The following is an 18,432-nucleotide window of genomic DNA, read 5'->3' as shown; positions in this document are numbered from 1 at the left end:
CGTCAATCCTCCGCGAAGTACTTTTCCCAAGGCCGGATGACCCTTGGCGGGTCTGCCAGATGGGGCGTCTCGTAGTCCAGGGTGAGATTGGGATTGTAGTAGGGGTCGGCGTCGAACGTCGTGTTCCAGCGGGTCTGCATGGTGCGGACTTCCGACGCGAAGCGCTCCAGCTTCTCGGGCTCCGTGTCCTGGCCGCGGCTCACGGACTCATGATGATAAAGCTCGGCGTATGGGCTCCAGACGATGCGGTAGCCAGCCTTGCGAACCTTCAGGCAAAGATCGACGTCGTTGAACGCCACCGAGAGGTGGTGCTCGTCCAGCCCTTCGACTTCGTCCCACACCGTCTTCGGCATCAGCATGCAGGCTGCGGTGACCGCCGTGAAGTTCTGGACGATCCCGGCCCGCCCGAAATAGCCCCGTTCGCTCCGCGGCAACCGCTTGTCGAAATGCCCTGCCACGCCGCCCAGGCCAACGATCACGCCGCCATGCTGCAGGGTGTCGTTCGGATAGTACAATTTGGCGCCGACCGCCCCGACTCCCGGCTGTACGACCTGACGGACCATCTCGGTCAGCCAGTCCCGGTTGATGGGCTCGATGTCGTTGTTCAGAAGCCCGAGGATCTCGCCCTTGGCCATTCGCGCGGCGCGATTGTTGAGGCGCGAGTAGTTGAACGGCCCGTCGTCGCGAAGGACAGTGATCCTTGGGTCCTTCCCAAGCGCTTCGAGATACTCAAGCGACTCATCCTCGTCGCTGCCGTTGTCGACCAGGATCAGTTCCCAGTTGGGGTAGTCGTTGTGCTCCCGGATGCCGTCGATGCACAGCTTCAGCACCTCGGCCTTGTTGCGTGTCGGCACGATCAGGCTGACGAGCGGGAGCGTCTGCGGCAGCGCGTAGATGACCCGGTGGCTGAACCGATCGGCACCCGGCACGACCTCGCCATCAACCCCGGTCCGCTCGAGATGCTCGGTGATCGCCCGCCGGGCGGCCTCCAATGCGTAGTCCTTGGCTTCATCGGCACCGGCCACCGATCCGGCCACCGCGCGCCAGTGATACAGGACATGCGGGATGTGTCGGATCCGCTCCGCAGTCGTCCGCTCGATCACGCGTAAGGCCAGATCGTAGTCCTGGCTGCCTTCAAAGCCTTTCCGGAACCGGCCGACGGCTTCGACGAGGCTCCGGCGGTGGGCGCTCACGTGGTTCAGGTAGTTCTGCGCCAGGAACATGTCCGGCGACCAGTCCGGCTTGAAGTAGGGCTGATAGGCTTCGCCGTTGTCGTCCAGCTTGTCTTCGTCGCTGTAGATGACGTCGGCGTTGGGGTGGTCGTTCAACTCGCTGGCGATCATGTAGAGCGCGTGGCTCGTCAATTCGTCGTCGTGGTCCAGCAGGACCACGAAATCGCCCGTCGCAAGGTCAAGCGCCGAGTTTGACGCCGCTGAGATGTGACCGTTGACCTCCCGGAACACCGTCTTGATCCGGTCGTCCTCGCCGGCGTGGCGGCGGATCACTTCCTGTGTTTCGCCGTGCGTCGAAGCGTCGTCCGCGATGCACAGCTCCCAGCGCGGATAGATCTGGTTGCGAACGGACTGGATCGCGCGGTCCAGGACTTCCGGGTCGGTGTTGTAGGTCGGCATGATCACCGACAGAACCGGCTTGGCCTTCATCTTCTTGATGTGGTCGCCGATTGCCTGGACGTCGGCCTCAGTCAGCGTTGCGTACGCGTCGCACCACTGGTGATAGGCGGGAAGCGGTGTCGTGGCTTGACGAAGCAGGCCCTGTTTGACCTCGCGGATGCCACCCCGCTTCAAGGCGGTTCGAAGGCCGTTCCAGATGCGGATCCGGGAATCGCGGTTGGTCAGCGCTGGCCTGATCCGCTGCCAGACCAGGAGGATTCCAAGCATGACGCTGTTCAATTCACGGACGCGAATCGGTTCCAGCTTGAACTCGCCGATGAATGTCACCGGATCGAAGCGGATTGCCGTCACCCGATCGGGCAACCGGACGATGACCTTGCCATGGCCGTTCCGCGTCGGGGGAAGGCGGATGCGATCCGATTCCTTGATGCCGGCGCCCTGGTCGATGAACAAGAACGGCGACGCGACGCGCTTGGCCTCGATCCGGTACTCGACCTCCACCCAGCCCGTCGGCAAGCGTCCGCGCCGAGTGTCCAGAATCATGTAGGGATGCAGCGACTCGGCCTCGAAGTGACCGTGACCGAGTGGACGCAGATTGACGAAACTGATTGGCATCAGTTCAAGCGTGCGCAGGCGCAGCGCACCGAGAATTCCCGATACAACCCGGGTCACTAGGCGCAGCGGTCGCGTCACCTTCCAGGAAAACGTCGACGCGACGTATCGGAAGTTCTGGTGCAGGCGGGCGATCTCGCTGCGCAGTTCGTGCTGTTCGGCGTCCTTGCCGCTTATGATCTGCTGCAAGTCGTCTATGGCGCGCGCTTGCGAGCGCGCGAGTTCGTCGTGCGTTGATCGCAGATTGGCGATGATGGCATCGCGCTCGGCGATCCTGGTGTCGCGTTCGGCGATCCGGGCCTCGCGCTCCCCGACCCGACTTTCCTGCTCGGAAGCCCAGATCTGCCGTTCATGCAGGCGCTGATGCAATGCGTTGATCTCGTCGGCCAGCCGCTGTTCGCGCGGCGCGGCGTCGCCCACCACGTCGTCGTAGTACCAGCCCGCGAGGTCGAGCTCCGCCGCCAGGAGATCAAGGGCGGCCTCGGCCTCGGCGTCCGGTCCGGTGAGCAGTCGGCCGAAAGCATCGTGGGCCGCGCCAACCCAGCGTGCCAGGCAGGCATCTTCCTTCAGCAGTTCGTCGTGGAACGAGAAGTGGCGGAGCTGCGGTTTCAGGAATGCATCGATTGCATCCGACGCCCCGCTGTCGTCCAGCGCGAGCGGCAGGCCGAGTTCATCGGCGATCCGCTGCAGTGTCGCGCGCCAGTCCGACATCAGAGAGGCGTAGTCGACGAAGACCCGGGGTGTGCCCCGGGTATGTCGCTCGGATTCGAGCGCGTGGCGGAGCCACAGCAGATACCCTCGTCCGCTCGACAGGCCATCGCGCTGCTGCAGGGAGCGAACGATTTCCAACGGGTGCCGCAGCATGATGACCCAGGCCGGCGTGGCATCCGTTTCGTGGGCCACCTGCTCCCACAGCGGCACGAACCGGCACATGCGCGGGTCCTTGACACCCCACAGTGCCGTGCTGCCGAAGTCGTCGTGCATGCGGGTGGCGATGCGCGCCCTGATCTCCGCCGTCTCCGGTCGATCCAGCCAGTCGCTCGCCACGGCGCGAGGGTCGTCCCAGGTCATGCCCAGTTCGGCGAGCAGTTCTTCGTGCAGTTCGACGACGCTCTGGTGTTCCCAGAACCCGGTCTCATTGTTGCCGGCTGCCGGCGGCAGAAGATTGTCGCCGAGTGCGACGCCGAGCAGGTTCAAGGCACGGGTCAGGGCCGACGTGCCGCTTCGGTGCATGCCGAGGATGAGGACCGCGGTCGCACGTTCCGGCACGGCCGGATCGGATGTCCCGCGGGCCTTGGGCGTGGTTGTCGTGGCCATGGTCGCCGTATTCCCCGTGTCCTCAGTATCGCCGGTGTCGGATACCGGTTCGTTACAGGCCGGTCAACGCGACTGCCGGCGGCCGCTACAACGCATCGGCAAAGCCGCGCCGGGTGCGCTGGAACCACATGTAGCCAAGTTGAGCGACGACCAACGCGATCGCAGTGTACAGGCCGAGGGCCTGCCAGTCCGGCATTCGACCGTACAGTACCACTGCGCGAACCTGATCAACGATCAGACTGAGCGGGTTGAGGTAGACGATGCCGCGCATGGTCTCGGGCAGGCGTTCGACCGGAAAGAAGATCGGGCTGACGAACAGCAGGACGGTGCTGATGACCGACGTGACCTGTCCGATATCCCGCAGGAACACGCCGAGCGATGCCAGCAGCCAGGTGATCCCGACCATCAGGATCAGCAGGGGCGCGACCGTCACCGGCAGGAGTACAACGGTCCACGCCAGATCGCGGTCCAGGATCACATGGGCCGCCAGCAGCACCACCATGCTGACCGCGGTGTGGAACAGGGCGGACAGCAGCACCGTGTAGGGCAGGATCTCCAGCGGGAAGATCACCTTCTTAACGAAGTTGGCGTTCTCGATCACAAGGGTCGGCGCGCGCGTGAAGCATTCGGTGAACAGCCCGTGTACGATCAGCCCCGAGAACAGGATGACGGCAAACGCGACCTCGCCCTGGTCTTGGAGCCGGTCGCTCCACCGGACCTGCAGCACGACCCCGAAGACATAGGTGTAGACGCACAGCATCAGCAGCGGCTGGATCAGCGACCAGACCAATCCGAGGGCCGACCCGCGGTAGCGTCCGACGACATCGCGCCTGGCCAGCTGCCAGATCAGGTGCCGGTTGTTCAGGAAGCTGCGAATCGGACCAGGTATCATCACATCTCGGCAGGTTCCCGCCGGCAGGGAAAAGTGACAGGCGGTTTACAAAGGCCGGCGTTTCATAAGACACTCGCGCCGGCTGGCAAAGGCTGAAGTTTCAGGTTTAACTCGCGGCGGCGTTTGGTATAAGCCGGCGTAGCTGAGCGATCGAACAAGACGCGGGACGGACGAGGGTCATGGGAACCTATCTGGACGATCTTTGGAACGACCTGGAGAAGACGTGGGATCTCGCTATGGAGATCAACGATCTTCCGGAAGCGGAGCGCGGTGACGTTGCCTCGGCTTGGGCGAAGTTCAAGGCGTCTGAGCTGGTCGATTCGTCGCGCACCGAGAAGGAAGCGGCGGGTGCTTTGCCGCCGCAGAAGGTGTTTTGCACAAACATCTATGGAATCCAGTACAATACCGAGACCAAGTATTGGATCCCGTTCCGCCATGGCGAAATCGATCTGGCTAAATTCACCGAGGACTGAGATGAGCGTTCGGTCGCCGTCGACCGGACGTTATGATACGGTGACCGGAGCGCGACGACGCGCTGTCAGCCCGGTCTAGCGAAGGCGAATATGCAGCCGCGCGGTCCCGTCACCGTACATGGCCTTCTGAAGGCTTGTTACACAGCCTTCGCTGCATGCGGGGCGTTCAGCTTCTTCGTCAATCTGCTGATGCTGACGATGCCGCTGTTCATGTACCAGGTGTTTGACCGGGTGCTGGCCAGCCGCAGTTCCGCCACCCTGTTCCTGCTGCTGCTGATGGCAACCGTCGCGCTGGGCGTACAGGCGGCGCTGGACAGCATTCGGGCGTTCGCGTTCGTTCGGGTGTCGCGCTGGATCGACCGGCGCATCGGCCCGCTGCTGCTGGCCGCAATCGTGGTCGATGCCCTGGACCGTTCCAAGACCGGATCGATCCAGGTGCTGCGGCAACTGGCGGTGCTGCGCACCTTCCTGACCGGCCCGGGCATGCTGACCATGCTGGACCTGCCCTGGGTGCCGGTGTTCCTGATCATCATCTTCTACGTCAACGCGCCCATGGGACTGGCCGCGCTGGGCGGTGCCCTGGTCATGCTGATCCTCGGCATCGTGAACGACCGGCTGACCCGTCCGGCCCTGGCGGAAGCCCAGCAGCATTCCGCGACCGCCTTCCAATCGGCCGATTCGGCGGTGCGCAACGCCGCCGTGGTCGAGAGCATGGGGATGCGTCAGTCGATCCTGCGCCGCTATCACGACGCCAACGAGAAGGTCCTCGACCTGCAAGGCAAGGCCAGCGACCGCGCGGCGATCTTCCTGGCGATCTCGAAGTCGGCGCGCATGCTGGTCCAGATGATCATCATGACGGTGTCGGTGACCCAGATCATCGATCCTTCGACCCCGATGACGCCGGGGCTGATGATTGCGGCCGTGCTGATCCTGGGCCGCGCCCTGCAGCCTATCGAGGCCGGGGTCGGCCAGGCCCGCTCCACGATCGAGGCCTATCAGGCCTACCGGGCAGTGGAAGAGGTGCTGGAGGCCGCGCAGGACCGCCTGGAGAAAATGGAACTGCCGCCGCCGGAAGGCAATCTTTCGGTGGAGAACCTGTACTTCCAGCCTCCGGGCCTGACGAAGCCGATCCTGCAGCGCATCAGTTTCGAGCTCGCAGCCGGCGAATCCCTCGGAGTGATCGGCCCGTCCGCGGCCGGCAAGTCGACCCTGGCCCGACTGCTGGTCGGCGTCGCCAAGCCGACCATCGGCAACGTTCGCCTGGACGGCGCCGACGTGTTCACCTGGGACGGCGAGGAACTCGGCCGGCATGTTGGTTTCATGCCCCAGGACATCGAGCTGTTTCCGGGGACGGTGGCCGACAACATCGCCCGTTTGGAGGAAAGCCCCAATCCGGAATTGGTGGTCAAGGCGGCCAAGCTGGCCGGGCTGCACGAGATGATACTGCGCCTGCCGGACGGCTACGACACCGAGATCGGCTGGGCCGGACAGATCCTGTCGGGCGGTCAGCGCCAGCGCGTCGCTCTGGCTCGCGCGCTGTATGGCGACCCGCGGGTGGTGGTGCTGGACGAGCCGAACGCCAATCTGGATACCCAGGGCGACGACGCGTTGATCCATGCGGTCCATGAAATGAAGGCCGCGGGGGTCACGGTGGTCCTGATCACCCACCGCCCGCAGACGATGTCGCTGATGGACAAGGTCCTGGTGCTGCAGAACGGCACGATGCAACGGTTCGGTCCGCGCGAGGAGGTGCTGCCGTCGCTGCCGCCGAGTGCCCCGCGCCCGCCGCAGGTCGGAGCACCCCCGCCGCGTCTGGATGCGCCTGCCAACCGGCAGACCCCGCCCGAAGCGCCGCGGGCGCCGGCCGCGCCGCCTGCAGCACGCACATCGGACCCCGTGGTCGCCCGCCACCCTGCCGTGGCAGTTCCGCCGGATGACGGATCGGAGATGGTGCGCGATCTCCGCGACGACCCGGACGACCGGGGGATCACCAGCGATGAGGAAGCGCCCGACGAGGCGCCGCGCCGCGTCGTGCCGCCACCGGTACCGCGCCCGGTGGGTGGTCTTGGTGTCGTGGTGCGCCCGCCCGGCGCTATCAAGGCACAGTCGACCTCGTTGAAGGTGCAGAACGTGCAGGCGATTTCCGCCCGACCCAACAAGCAGGGATAGGGAGGCCGGTCCGTCAATGGCTCTGGTGCGCAGCGAAGGAAGCCGTGACCTGTCGCGCTGGAGCGATCCGCTCGGCGACGACGAGGCCAACCCGATCGGGTGGCGCGGCGTGCTGTGGCTCGGCTACGGCATCGTGTTCCTGTTCTTCGGATTGTTCGGTGTCTGGGCGGCGCTGGCGCCGCTGGAATCCGGGGCGGTCGCCCAGGGTCAGGTCCAGGTGGTCGGCAACCAGCGGGTGGTCCAGCATCTGGAAGGCGGGCTGATCAAGCAGATCCTGGTGAAGGAGGGACAGCGGGTCACCAAAGGCCAGCATCTGGTGGTTCTCGACGGCACCCGTGCCCAGACCCAGTTCGACCGGGTTCACCAGCAGTATCTGGCGGCGCTGGGCCGCGAGGCGCGGCTGCTGGCGGAGCGGACAGGGGCGACGACGATCAACTTTCCCGAAGAGTTGATCCGTGCCACCGGCCAGCCCGGCGTGGCTGACATCCTCGACGGCGAGCAGCGGCTGTTCGACGGACGCCGCGCCGCGGTGAGCAGCCAGCTGAGCCTGCTCGACCGGCGGATCGACAAGGCCCGCGAGGAGATCACGGCGCTGAATGCCCAGCAGCGCTCCGACCGCCGTCAGTTGGCGATCATCAACGAGGAGATCGTCGGGGTCCGCGAGTTGTACGAGAAAGGACTGGAGCGCAAGCCGCGGCTGCTTGCCCTGCAACGCACCGAGGCCGAGCTGGAAGGGTCAATCGACAACCGCCAGGCGCTCAAGGCGCGCGCCGCCCAGGCGGTGTCGGAGACCGAGTTCCAGAAATCGGGCCTGATCGAAAGCACCATCGCCGAGATCGAGACCGACCTGCGGGCCGCCCAGATCGAGCTGGAAGACCTGCGCCAGCAGATGACCGCCGCGCAGGACGCATTGACCCGGACCACTATCGATGCACCGGAGAGCGGCAAGGTCTACGGCCTGCGCTTCCACACCCACGGCGGGGTGGTGGCGCCCGGTGACGCCATCCTCAATCTGGTGCCGGACGACGAGGAACTGATCGTCAAGGTCCAGCTCGACCCGAACGACATCGACACCGTGCAGGAGGGTGCCGCCGCGACGGTCCGGCTGACCTCGTTCAACCAGCGGACCTTCAAGCCGATCGACGGCACGGTCACCCAGATCTCGCCGGACGTGGTCCAGCCCGACAAGGGACCGCCGTTCTACGAGGCGCGCATCCGGCTCGATGCCGACATGATGAAGCGCCTCAACGTCGAGATCGTGCCGGGCATGCCGGCGATGGCGATCATCGCGACCGGCGAGCAGACCATGCTCGACTACCTGATCTCGCCGATTACCCGGTCGCTCGAGACCGCGCTTCGGGAGAAGTGATCCGGTGAGCGTGCCCCCGCCCGGCCTGACACCATCGTTCCTGCCCTACGGCCGCCAGGTCATCGACGACGACGACATCGCCGCCGTGGTCGAGGTGTTGAAGGGGGACTTCCTGACCACCGGACCGACGGTCGACGCGTTCGAGGCGGCGTGCGCGAAGGCGCTCGACGTGCCGTACGCCGTGACCTGCTCCAGCGGGACGGCCGGACTGCATCTGGCGACGCTTGCGCTCGGCCTCGGGCCCGGCGACGCGGTGGTGGTGCCGAGTGTAACATTCCTGGCCAGCGCCAATTGCGCCGCCTATGTCGGTGCCGACGTGGCCTTCGCCGACGTGAACCCCGATACCGGGTTGATGGAGTTGCCGCATGCCGAGGCCGCCGCCGCACGGGCCGGTCGCGACCGGGTCAAGGCGATCGTCGCGGTCCATCTGAACGGCCACTGCGTCGACGTGGCAGCCCTGGCGTCGGCGTTCCCCGGCGTGCCGATCATCGAGGACGCCTGCCATGCGCTGGGTGGGCGGATGCGCGGTGGCGATCAGGCCTGGCACACCGTCGGCGCCTGTCCGGACAGCGCGATAGCCATGTTCTCCACCCATCCGGTCAAGACCATCGCCACCGGAGAAGGCGGGGTGATGACCACCCGCGACCCGGTGTTGGACGAGCGGATGCGGCGGATGCGCAATCACGGCCTGGTGCGCGACCCGGCGCGCTTCACCGAGCGCGACCGCGCCTTCGACGCCGGCGGTGCCGCGAACCCCTGGTACTACGAGATGCCGGAGCCGGGCTTTAACTACCGCCTGTCCGACATCCACGCCGCCTTGGGCATCCGGCAGCTGGCCAAGCTGCCGCGGTTCGTGGCGGCCCGGCGGGCGCTGCGGGCGCGCTACGCCGAGCGCCTGGACCGGCTCGGCCCGCACATCCACGCGCTGCCGGTCGCGCCGGGCTGCGAGCCGTCCTGGCACCTGTCGGTGGCGCTGGTCGACTTCGCAGCGCTGGGGATCGAGCGGGCGGCGGTGATGAACGCCCTGCGCGCCGAGGGCATCGGGACCCAGGTTCACTACGCCCCGGTACACCTGCAGCCCTACTACCGGGCCAAGCACCCGACGCCGGAACTGCCGGGGGCGGCCGCGTACTACGCGCGTTGCCTGTCGCTGCCGTTGTTCCCGGCCATGACCGACGCCGACGTCGACCGGGTGGTCGACGCCCTGGCCCGCGTCACCGGGGTCGTCTGAGGCCGCTCGGCCCGACCCTATGCGGCGAATCCGGCCGCTACGCTGCCCAGCGCTCCGAAGTCGCCGGACACCCGCTCGCCCGGCACTATGGCGATCGGCACCACGCAGGTGCCGGTGGTGACCACCTGCCCGGTGCGCAGGGTGACGCCGTGGGCCGACAGCTCGTTGACCAGCCAAGCCAACGCGGCGCGCGGGTCGCCCAGCACATTCGCGCCGATGCCGTCGCGGGTCGTGTTGTCGGCCAGTGTTGCGGTCACCCGGTGGGCGGCCAGATCGAGCGACCGCCAGTCGGCGGTGACCTCCGCTCCGAGAATGAAGTCATGAGCGCAGGCGTTGTCGGCGATCAACTGGGCCCCGCCGGCGGAGGCGAAATCGGCAAACCGGGAATCCGGCACCTCGATCGCCGGGTGCAGGGTGGCGACCGCGTCCAGCACCTCGGCCTGGCTGTACGGCTCGGCGCGCGGCGGCAGGTCGCGGGCGAAGCGGAAGGCGAACTCCAGCTCGGCGACCCGCATCCGGTTGCCGGCCAGCGACAGGGTGGCACCCGGCGCGTGCACCCGCTCCGCCAGGATGCGCCCGGCCAGCGGCCCGTCGACCCCGATATGGCCCTGGCCGGCGCTGCTGGTCGCGGCGATCTTCCAGCCATACAGCGCGGACGCGGACCGGTTCTCCAGATGTGCCTGGATCGCATAGCCCTCGGCGCGGGTCGCCGGACGCAGCCCGTCGGGCAGGGCGTCCAGCACGGTTCCGGCCTGCCAGTGCCGCCAGATCAGCCCGGCGGCTTGTTCGGCTTGAGATGTGTTCACGGGACCCTCCGTCGCGGCGCGCCAGCATGTCGTAGCAGGATCGCGCGCGGCGTCGAAGAGTATCCGTGACGCGACGCTGACCGAGAAGGGGGCGTGCGGTCGCCTTACCGGTACTTCGCCTCGAAGGTCAGCAGTTCGGTGTCGTAGGCGTCTGCAAAGATCAGGCGGTTGCCATCGATCTTCCACGTCCGGGTGCGGTCAAGGTCGCGGAGGAACGCCTGTTCCTGCTCCATGCCGCTGGCACAGGCCATCTGGGTGCTGGGGCCGAGCGACAGGGTAATCAATTCATCCGACTGCGCGAACTGCCCGCCGATGCCGTTGCAACCGCCGCTGCCGCTGAACTGGCTGATGTCGGGGTTCAGGATCAGGTGCGGCTCCTTCTGGCCGGCGATCGCGGTCACCGGCTGCGAGCCGAGGCGGACCAGTTTCCAGTAGGTGTTGCGCAGCGGGGCGTCGGTGCTTGTTGCCGGGGCTGCGGGTGCGACCGATGACGCGGCCGGGCCGAGCTGGGTCGGCGGGGTCCAGGCGGCGGACGGCGGCGGGGCGCAGGACTCGCCGGGCCGCAGCGCGACGAAGCGGTCGACCGTCAGGACCCGGCCGAGGCCGCTGCCGTCGGTGCGTGGCTGGATGGTGATGCGGCCCTCGACCTCCGCCAGGATCTCCTGGCCAGGCCGCCCCTGCTCGCGCCGATAGGCGGCTTCCAGCGCGGCGGCGTCGCCGCCCGGTGCCACCAGGATCGGCTGGTTGCCGGCGCACTCGAAGAACTGCGGCGGGCCACCGGCCGAGCGGTACAGGCCGCGCCGCCGGTATGCCGGCTCGGCGGTCGACGGGTACGTGGTCACAGACGGAGCACTCGGCGGCGGTGCGCCAAGCGGGGTGCCGCCGAGCGGCGGTGCCGTTGTCGCTGTCGACGTTCCGCCGACGCGGGTCAGGTCGTAGTTGAGGTTGGACACGATCTCCTGCCCGGAGGCGTCGAGCAGCCGCAGGGTCGACGGGCTCTTCACCGCGAAGGCCAGCGGGCGGTCGCGGTCGCCGCTCAGGGTCAGGGTGCCGGCCGGGTCGAGCAGCCAGCGCCCCCGCAGCGTGAAGCCCGGGTCGCCGCGACGGCCGAGATACTCGGTGCGCATGGCGAAGCTACCGTCGGGCGACAGGTCGAGTTCGTGCTGGATGCCGCTGCAATCGGCGCACGGAAACAGGCCCGTGAAGGTCGCCGGCAGCGCGCCGAGCGCGCCGGAGGGCAGGCCGGCGACCGGCGGCGGTGCCGGCACGGTCTTCACCGCGGGTGGCGGCGTGTACGCCGGAGGCGGGGCGGGAAGGGTGCTGGTTGCCAGGCCGGAGGCGCGCGGCAGCACCAGATCGACCTGGACCGGCTGGCCGTCGACGAACACCGGCACCGGGTCGGTGGTGGCGAACAGCAGGCGGCCGTCGGCAATGATCCGCGCCTGGATGCTGTAGCGGTTGCCGTACTTGATCAGCTTGGGGTCGTAGGGGATGGCGAAGCGGATCGGCAGTTGCTGGACCGGGTCGATCCGGGTGCGCGCGACAAGCTCGGCCGGTCGGCCGGTCGGGGTCACGTCCTCGACCGTTGCCTCGAACACCGCGTTCTGCGGCAACGCCATGCGCTCATGGTAGGTGGCGGTGCCATACAGCACCGGGGCCTGCGCCATCGCGCCTGGTATCGGGCCGGCCAGAAGTACGGCAGCAGCCAGCGCGGCCGTGGCGGCGGCGCGCAGCCGATCGGATCCATTGAACAGTCGCATCGTCTTTTCCCTCCGCTCTCCGTCGGTCCGCGGTGCCGCGGGCGACAGGGCACGACCGATCAACCGCGGGCCGAACCGGCGGTTCCGGTGCGTGGCTACCGTCGTGCTTCACAAGCGGTCGCCGTCGCGGGAGAATGCATGGTGATTCGCCACGCATCGACGATTCGCCACCCATCGACAGGGGCGCCGCGGGGACCACATGGCCATCCGACAGTTCGACACCGGTTTCCTGGATCTCGACGGCAAGACGGTGCTGGTCACCGGCGGCACCGGCTCGTTCGGCAAGCAGTTCATCCGCACCGTGCTGGGCCGGTTCAAGACCAAGCGCTGCATCGTGTTCTCGCGCGACGAGCAGAAGCAGTACGACATGGGGCAGGAGTTCCCCGACACCCAGCACCGCGAGATCCGTTATTTCATCGGTGACGTGCGCGACGTCGACCGGCTGGAGATGGCGATGCGTGGCGTCGACTACGTGGTGCACGCCGCCGCCCTGAAGCACGTGCCGACCGCCGAGTACAACCCGTTCGAATGCGTGCGCACCAACATCGACGGCGCCGAGAACGTGGTGAAGGCGGCGATCCGCACAGGTGTGCGCAAGGTGATCGCCCTGTCGACCGACAAGGCGGCCAACCCGATCAACCTGTACGGCGCCACCAAGCTGGCGTCCGACAAGATCTTCGTCGCCGCCAACAACCTGTCCGGCGCCGGCGGCTGCCGGTTCTCGGTGGTGCGCTACGGCAACGTCATCGGTTCGCGCGGCAGCGTGATGCCGTTCTTCAAGCGGCTGGTGGACGAGAAGAAGGACCGGCTGCCGATCACCGACCCGCGCATGACCCGGTTCTGGATCACCCTGCAGCAGGGCGTGAACTTCGTGCTGACCTCGATGGAGTTGATGCGCGGCGGCGAGATCTTCGTGCCGAAGATCCCCAGCATGAAGATCGTCGACGTTGCCGAATGCATGGGCCCCGGCCTGCCGCACGAGGTGGTCGGAATCCGCCCGGGCGAGAAGCTGCATGAGGTGATGGTGCCGGAGGACGACTCCCGCACCACGGTGGAGATCGACGACCGCTACATCGTGCTGCCGGCATTCACAGACGGCCCGTTCAAGGACTGGGTCGCCCGCGGCGCCCGCCCGGTCGCCCCGGAGTTCCGCTACGCCAGCGACAGCAACGACGAGTGGCTGTCGACCAAGGAACTGGCCGGGATGGTCGGGGAACTGTAGTTCGGGAGCTTTGGCCGGAACTACGGCTCGGTCCGGCCGGTTCCGGGCCGGTCGCTCTCGTGGCGCCGTGCCACGTCGAACTCCGGCAGCCAGTCTTCGCGCCGCCGCGTCCAGAGTTCGTAGGTGGGCCGGACCCGGTTCGGCTCGTCGAAGCACCCGACCGGGACATCGATCTCGTCGCCGATGGTTCCGAACAGCGAGGATCCGCATGCCGGACAGAAGTGCCGGTCGTTGTACTGGGCGGTGGTGCCGGTGACCGTCACCGACGTCGCCGGGAAGATGGCGAGGATACTGAACACCGAGCCCGAATGCTTCCGACAGTCGAGGCAGTGGCAGACGCCGACCCGGTACGGCTCGGTTCGGCACTCCAGGCGCACGGCCCCGCACAGGCACCCGCCGGTGTAGGAAGCGGCGCTAGGGACGGGGTCGGGCATGGTCGGCTCCTCTGGTCGGTTCCCGACCGGACAACGGTCGCGGAGGCTGGACGTTTCCGCTGGGATCGGGAAAACGGTAATCGGGCGTCCCCAGCATCCAGCCGAATTGAGCATGCCGCATTCCCGACAAGTCAAACCCACACGCCGTGATGCCGTCGAGTCGCCTAGATGAACAGGTCGCCGGCAAGCAGTGCCAGACAACTCAGGACACCGGCGATCGGAACCCAGATCCCGACCGTGAACACGCCGTCGGGGGCGGCTTCGCCTCGGAGTTTCATCCGGACGAGGGCCGCATTGGCAAGCGTGAAGACGAACAGCACGATCCGCGCCGTCCACTCCGCCAGGGCTTCGATCGGGAACATCAGCGCCAGTACCAGAACGACAGCGATGATCGTCGATGTCGCGATCAACGGCGTTTGCGTTCGGGGATGAACGCTGGCGAAGGCGGCTGGAACCGCGCCTTGCCGGCCCAACCCGTACAGCACGCGCGAAGCCATGATCATCTGGATCACCACGCCGTTCAGGGTCGCGACGATCGCGATGGAGGTGATGACCACCGGTGACGCCCCGGTGATCGAGCCGAACACCAGGCTCAACGGCGCATCCGACGCCGCGAGGTCGCCAAGCGGGACGGACAGCACCGCCACGGTCGTCACCAGGAAGTACAGCACGGTGCTGATCACCAGGGTCGCAAGGATCGCACGGGGCAGAACGCGGTTCGGCTCCTCGACCTCCTCGGCCAGGTTGACGATGTCCTCGAAACCGATGAAGGCGAAGAAGGCGAGCAGGCTGGCGCTTGAGATCGCCACCCAGGCATCAAGCTCGGCTGGCGACGGAAAGATGCCCGGGATTTCAGCGATCATTCCGGGGCGCTGCCAGAACCCGAAGGCGATGATGGCGGCCAGCGCGCCGACCTCCACCAGCGTGAACACACTTGCGAACATCACGGATTCCCTGATTCCCCATGCCGCGAGCGCTCCAACGAGCACCACCACGACCGGCAGGATGATCAAGGCGTCTAGCCCGATGAACTCGCGGATATAGCCGGTGCTGCCGACGGCAATGGCGGCTGACGACACCGTCCCGGAGGCGATGACCAGGCAGCCGACCAGCAGGCCGAGAGGTTTTGAGCGGAAACCGGAGCGGACGTACTCCGCCTCCCCCGCGCTGACCGGGAAGCGCGAGGACAGTTCGGCAAACGACGCCGCACTGAACACCATGACGACTGATGCCAGCACGAAGGACATCGGGGCGTGGAGTCCCGCCTTTCCGGCGGTCACTCCCAGCAGGGCATAGATCCCTGCACCAATCGTCACGCCGATGCCGTAGAGGATCACCAGCGGCAGCGACAGCGTGCGTCGGAGTTCGGTCATGCGCCGGTTCCTGATGTCAGTTGGGTGGACCGGTTCCCCTGCCGGAGAATGACCCGTCCCTCGCCATCAGGAATAGGGAACGCCTACGCAGACTGCCTTGCGCTACCTCAACCAACCGGCAGGCCTCGGAGCCAGACGTCACATCGCCCCGTAAGGTCCTTCTGACGCCTGCGCCGCCGATCCAAGTCCGATCCACTTGACGGTCTAGGACAATTGACCTAATCATTCAATTAGGACGAACGTCCTATAGCATTTCACCCGATTGCCGGAGACCTCCATGCCCGCAGATCTGTTCGCGCCGTTTCAGCTCGGCGACCTCGCCCTCGCAAACCGGATGGTCATGGCGCCCATGACCCGCAACCGTGCCGGCGCCGACGGGACCGCGTCGCCGATGATGGCGGCCCACTACCAGCAGCGTGCCAGCGCCGGGTTGATCGTGACCGAGTCGTCACCGGTCTCGCCTCAGGCAGTCGGCTATCCCTTCACACCGGGAATGCACACCGACGCCCACGCGATGGGCTGGCGCCGGGTGGTCGATGCGGTGCACGCGGTCGGCGGCCTGGTGTTCGTCCAGTTGCAGCATTGCGGCCGGATCTCGCACCCGAGCCTGCAGCCCGACGGGGCGTTGCCGGTGGCGCCATCGGCGCTGCGTCCGGCCGGGCAGGCGGTCACCTATGCTGGCATGCAGGACTTCGTCACGCCCCGGGCGCTGGACAGCGGTGAGGTTGCAGGCATCGTGGAGCAGTTCCAGCACGCGGCTGAAATGGCCCGGCGCGCCGGCTTCGACGGCGTGGAGGTGCACGGCGCCAACGGCTACATCATCGATCAGTTCCTGCGCGACGGCAGCAACCACCGCACCGACGCCTATGGCGGCAGCGCGCCGAACCGCATGCGCCTGCTGAACGAGATCCTCGACGCGGTGTGTACGGTGTGGCCGGCGGGCCGGGTCGGCCTGCGCCTGACCCCGGAGAACAGCTTCAACTCGATGGCGGATTCCGACCCGCAGGGGCATTTCGAGTACTTCGCCGGGCAACTGAGCCCGCGTGGGCTCGCCTACCTCCACGTGCTGGAAGGCGACATGCTGACCAAGGCTAGCGCGGTCGACTACCGGGTCCTGCGCGCGCGATTCAGCGGGCCGTACGTTGCCAACAATGGCTACGACCTGGCGCGCGCTCAGTCGGCGCTGCGCGAAGGGACGGCGGATCTCGTGGCGTTCGGGGTGCCGTTCCTGGCCAACCCGGACCTGGTGCGCCGCTACCGCGACGGCCTGCCCCTGAACGTCGCCGACCCATCGCGATTCTACGGTGGTGGCGTGGCCGGCTACACCGACTATCCGTTTTACCGGGGTGCGGAATCGCAGGTAGCGTGACCGTGCTGCACGGCAGAGAGAGGCTTGTCATGAGCGAGGGAACAACCCGCGACCACATCGTCGAGGCGGCCGACGCGCTGTTCTATCGGCAGGGCTACGAACACACCTCGTTCGCCGACATCGCCGGTGCGGTGCGGATCTCGCGGGGCAACTTCTATTATCACTTCAAGTCCAAGGACGAGATCCTGGACGCGGTGATCGGCGCGCGGCTGTCCAACACCCGCCGGATGCTAGAGCAGTGGGAGAGCGAGGGGGCGGGGCCGGCGGACCGAATCCGCAGCTTCATCCGGATCCTGATCGTGAATGGGCCGGACATCCAGCGCTACGGCTGCCCGGTCGGAACGCTGAGCACCGAGCTGGCCAAGCTGAACCACGCCTCGCACGCCGAGGCCAACAGCCTGTTCACGCTGTTCCGGACGTGGCTGGGCCGGCAGTTCGCCGAGCTTGGCCGCGCCGAGGACGCCGATGCGCTGGCGATGCACCTGCTGGCCCGCAGCCAGGGTGTGGCCACCCTGTCCAGCGCGTTCCGCGACGAGGCGTTCGTGCAGCACGAAGTGCAACAGATGTGCGACTGGCTGGACGCGTGCATCGACGCGACGCCCTGAGCCGTCGCTGAACGCTCCGCCAACCAACCAGCAGGAGAACCAACCCGATGTTTGTCGTGCTGCTGACGTTCGCCAGCAACAAAGCCCAGGCCGGGCAGTTCATGGACGGCCACAAGCAGTGGATCCAGCGTGGCCTTGACGACGGTGTGTTCCTGGTCGTCGGCAGCCTGCAGCCCAACCGGGGCGGCGGGATCGTGGCCCACAACACCTCGCTGCCGGACCTGCAGCGCCGGGTGGACGACGATCCGTTCGTCGCGGAGAAGGTCGTCGACGCCGAGATCCTGGAGATCACGCCGGCCCGTACCGACCCGCGGGTGCAGTTCCTGCTCGACGCCGGGACGGCGGGCCCATGAATGCCACGATCCCCGGGCCGGATGGTGAGCCGCGCTGCCGCTGGTGCGGGGCGGCACCGGAGTTCCTCGGCTACCACGACACCGAATGGGGCTTCCCGGTCGACGACGATCGTCGCCTGTTCGAGAAACTGTGCCTGGAGAGTTTCCAGTCCGGTTTGAGTTGGCGGACCATCCTGGCCAAGCGCGACAATTTCCGCGCCGCGTTCCTGGGCTTCGATTTCGATCGGGTCGCGCGCTTCACCCCGCATGACGTCGACCGGCTGCTGAAGGACGACGGCATCGTGCGCCACCGCGGCAAGATCGAGGCGGTCGTCAACAATGCAGCGCGAGCATGCGAGTTGGTCAGCCGGGAGGGCTCGCTCGCCACCTTCATCTGGCGCTACGAGCCGGACCCGCGGCAAGCGGCGGCGCCTCAGACGGCATCAACCTCGGCGCAGTCGATTGCCTTGTCGAAGGACCTGAAGAAGCTCGGCTGGAAATTCGTCGGGCCGACCACCGTGTACGCCTTCATGCAGGCGATGGGGCTGATCAACGACCACGTCGCGGATTGCGTGATCAGGGCAAAGGTCGAACAAGCGCGCGCAGGTTTCCGGCGGCCGGTGCGAGCGGCGTAGTCGCTATGCCGCGTCGTCGCGCTTGGCCCAACCCATGATCCAGACCGCCGGCGGGATCCACAGCAGCCCGGCGATCAGGTAGTAGACCGCCAGCAGCAGCCAATGATCCGGCAGCGCGCCGCCGAGGGTGGCGGCGGCGGCGGCATAGGCCGCGAGGCCGATCAGAATGGCGATTCCGCCAATGGGGGTGCGCCAGCGCATC

General features: G+C 67.0%; 16 protein-coding genes. 9 read left to right on the top strand and 7 right to left on the bottom strand.

Translation table 11 applies throughout. The annotated features are described in order from the left end of the window. Nucleotides 1–2 precede the first annotated feature (2 nt). Nucleotides 3–3,560, bottom strand: a complete 3,558-nt coding sequence (locus RIC54_RS11955; RefSeq protein WP_350097302.1) for a glycosyltransferase — start codon at nt 3,558–3,560, stop codon at nt 3–5. An 85-nt stretch (nt 3,561–3,645) separates the two neighbouring features. Then, nucleotides 3,646–4,452: an ABC transporter permease gene (locus RIC54_RS11950; protein WP_350097300.1), complete on the bottom strand. Its 807-nt coding sequence runs from the start codon at nt 4,450–4,452 to the stop codon at nt 3,646–3,648. A gap of 179 nt (nt 4,453–4,631) precedes the next feature. On the opposite strand from RIC54_RS11950, the gene RIC54_RS11945 reads away from it, so the two are divergent. The 4 genes from RIC54_RS11945 (at nt 4,632) to pseC (ending at nt 9,694) form a co-directional block, all read left to right on the top strand. Then, on the top strand, nt 4,632–4,925 hold the full coding sequence (locus RIC54_RS11945) for a hypothetical protein (RefSeq protein ID WP_350097298.1): 294 nt from the start codon (nt 4,632–4,634) through the stop codon (nt 4,923–4,925). A 90-nt stretch (nt 4,926–5,015) separates the two neighbouring features. Then, on the top strand, nt 5,016–7,094 hold the full coding sequence (locus RIC54_RS11940) for a type I secretion system permease/ATPase (RefSeq protein ID WP_350097296.1): 2,079 nt from the start codon (nt 5,016–5,018) through the stop codon (nt 7,092–7,094). 16 nt (nt 7,095–7,110) lie between these two features. Then, a complete protein-coding gene (locus tag RIC54_RS11935) occupies nt 7,111–8,463 on the top strand; it encodes an HlyD family type I secretion periplasmic adaptor subunit (protein ID WP_350097294.1) in 1,353 nt (450 codons plus the stop codon). A 4-nt stretch (nt 8,464–8,467) separates the two neighbouring features. Then, entirely contained in the window at nt 8,468–9,694 is a 1,227-nt protein-coding gene (gene pseC / locus RIC54_RS11930; RefSeq protein WP_350097292.1) for a UDP-4-amino-4,6-dideoxy-N-acetyl-beta-L-altrosamine transaminase, read from the top strand. 17 nt (nt 9,695–9,711) lie between these two features. Here the strand turns inward: pseC and RIC54_RS11925 are convergent, their stop codons facing one another. After that, nucleotides 9,712–10,500, bottom strand: coding sequence for a 2-keto-4-pentenoate hydratase (locus tag RIC54_RS11925; protein WP_350097290.1), 789 nt, complete (start codon nt 10,498–10,500; stop codon nt 9,712–9,714). A 104-nt stretch (nt 10,501–10,604) separates the two neighbouring features. Beyond that, a complete protein-coding gene (locus RIC54_RS11920; protein WP_350097288.1) occupies nt 10,605–12,260 on the bottom strand; it encodes a YbaY family lipoprotein in 1,656 nt (551 codons plus the stop codon). Nucleotides 12,261–12,459: 199 nt separating this feature from the next. On the opposite strand from RIC54_RS11920, the gene pseB reads away from it, so the two are divergent. After that, nucleotides 12,460–13,482 carry a UDP-N-acetylglucosamine 4,6-dehydratase (inverting) gene (pseB, locus tag RIC54_RS11915; RefSeq protein ID WP_350097286.1) on the top strand — a complete coding sequence of 341 codons (1,023 nt, stop codon included), beginning with the start codon at nt 12,460–12,462 and terminating at the stop codon, nt 13,480–13,482. 20 nt (nt 13,483–13,502) lie between these two features. Here pseB and RIC54_RS11910 read toward each other — a convergent pair whose 3' ends face one another. Together RIC54_RS11910 and RIC54_RS11905 are read right to left on the bottom strand one after the other, a co-directional pair. Continuing rightward, the gene (locus tag RIC54_RS11910) at nt 13,503–13,916 is read right to left on the bottom strand and encodes a GFA family protein (protein ID WP_350097284.1); all 414 of its coding nucleotides are present in this window, start codon (nt 13,914–13,916) and stop codon (nt 13,503–13,505) included. Nucleotides 13,917–14,080: 164 nt separating this feature from the next. Further along, nucleotides 14,081–15,289 carry an APC family permease gene (locus RIC54_RS11905; protein ID WP_350097282.1) on the bottom strand — a complete coding sequence of 403 codons (1,209 nt, stop codon included), beginning with the start codon at nt 15,287–15,289 and terminating at the stop codon, nt 14,081–14,083. 277 nt (nt 15,290–15,566) lie between these two features. Between RIC54_RS11905 and RIC54_RS11900 the strand changes: the two genes are divergently transcribed. From RIC54_RS11900 to RIC54_RS11885, 4 genes are read left to right on the top strand one after another with little or no spacing between them, the layout of a single operon-like run. Continuing rightward, nucleotides 15,567–16,658 (top strand): alkene reductase, encoded by a 1,092-nt coding sequence (locus RIC54_RS11900; protein WP_350097280.1) that lies wholly within the window; start codon nt 15,567–15,569, stop codon nt 16,656–16,658. 29 nt (nt 16,659–16,687) lie between these two features. Continuing rightward, a complete protein-coding gene (locus RIC54_RS11895) occupies nt 16,688–17,263 on the top strand; it encodes a TetR/AcrR family transcriptional regulator (protein WP_350097278.1) in 576 nt (191 codons plus the stop codon). Between the two features lie 47 nt (nt 17,264–17,310). Next, nucleotides 17,311–17,616: a YciI family protein gene (locus tag RIC54_RS11890; protein ID WP_350097276.1), complete on the top strand. Its 306-nt coding sequence runs from the start codon at nt 17,311–17,313 to the stop codon at nt 17,614–17,616. Next, nucleotides 17,613–18,230 carry a DNA-3-methyladenine glycosylase I gene (locus tag RIC54_RS11885; RefSeq protein WP_350097274.1) on the top strand — a complete coding sequence of 206 codons (618 nt, stop codon included), beginning with the start codon at nt 17,613–17,615 and terminating at the stop codon, nt 18,228–18,230. The genes RIC54_RS11890 and RIC54_RS11885 overlap by 4 nt, the downstream gene beginning before the upstream one ends. A 3-nt stretch (nt 18,231–18,233) precedes the next feature. Here RIC54_RS11885 and RIC54_RS11880 read toward each other — a convergent pair whose 3' ends face one another. Next, nucleotides 18,234–18,431, bottom strand: a complete 198-nt coding sequence (locus tag RIC54_RS11880) for a DUF2842 domain-containing protein (RefSeq protein WP_350097272.1) — start codon at nt 18,429–18,431, stop codon at nt 18,234–18,236. Nucleotide 18,432: the final 1 nt, after the last annotated feature.

It is taken from the genome of Thalassobaculum sp. (assembly GCF_040219215.1).
Classification (GTDB): Bacteria; Pseudomonadota; Alphaproteobacteria; order Thalassobaculales; family Thalassobaculaceae; genus Thalassobaculum_A.
The sequence above is the reverse complement of the archived record's forward strand: the minus strand, read 5'-3'. Positions and strand labels throughout refer to the sequence as shown.

Excerpts from the sequence above, each read along its gene's own strand:
- RIC54_RS11955 (WP_350097302.1), bottom strand. The coding sequence starts at position 3,560 with ATGGCCACGACAACCACGCCCAAGGCCCGCGGGACATCCGATCCGGCC.
- RIC54_RS11950 (WP_350097300.1), bottom strand. The coding sequence starts at position 4,452 with ATGATACCTGGTCCGATTCGCAGCTTCCTGAACAACCGGCACCTGATC.
- RIC54_RS11945 (WP_350097298.1), top strand. The coding sequence starts at position 4,632 with ATGGGAACCTATCTGGACGATCTTTGGAACGACCTGGAGAAGACGTGG.
- RIC54_RS11940 (WP_350097296.1), top strand. The coding sequence starts at position 5,016 with ATGCAGCCGCGCGGTCCCGTCACCGTACATGGCCTTCTGAAGGCTTGT.
- RIC54_RS11935 (WP_350097294.1), top strand. The coding sequence starts at position 7,111 with ATGGCTCTGGTGCGCAGCGAAGGAAGCCGTGACCTGTCGCGCTGGAGC.
- RIC54_RS11920 (WP_350097288.1), bottom strand. The coding sequence starts at position 12,260 with ATGCGACTGTTCAATGGATCCGATCGGCTGCGCGCCGCCGCCACGGCC.
- pseB (WP_350097286.1), top strand. The coding sequence starts at position 12,460 with ATGGCCATCCGACAGTTCGACACCGGTTTCCTGGATCTCGACGGCAAG.
- RIC54_RS11910 (WP_350097284.1), bottom strand. The coding sequence starts at position 13,916 with ATGCCCGACCCCGTCCCTAGCGCCGCTTCCTACACCGGCGGGTGCCTG.
- RIC54_RS11905 (WP_350097282.1), bottom strand. The coding sequence starts at position 15,289 with ATGACCGAACTCCGACGCACGCTGTCGCTGCCGCTGGTGATCCTCTAC.
- RIC54_RS11900 (WP_350097280.1), top strand. The coding sequence starts at position 15,567 with ATGCCCGCAGATCTGTTCGCGCCGTTTCAGCTCGGCGACCTCGCCCTC.
- RIC54_RS11895 (WP_350097278.1), top strand. The coding sequence starts at position 16,688 with ATGAGCGAGGGAACAACCCGCGACCACATCGTCGAGGCGGCCGACGCG.
- RIC54_RS11890 (WP_350097276.1), top strand. The coding sequence starts at position 17,311 with ATGTTTGTCGTGCTGCTGACGTTCGCCAGCAACAAAGCCCAGGCCGGG.
- RIC54_RS11885 (WP_350097274.1), top strand. The coding sequence starts at position 17,613 with ATGAATGCCACGATCCCCGGGCCGGATGGTGAGCCGCGCTGCCGCTGG.
- RIC54_RS11880 (WP_350097272.1), bottom strand. The coding sequence starts at position 18,431 with ATGCGCTGGCGCACCCCCATTGGCGGAATCGCCATTCTGATCGGCCTC.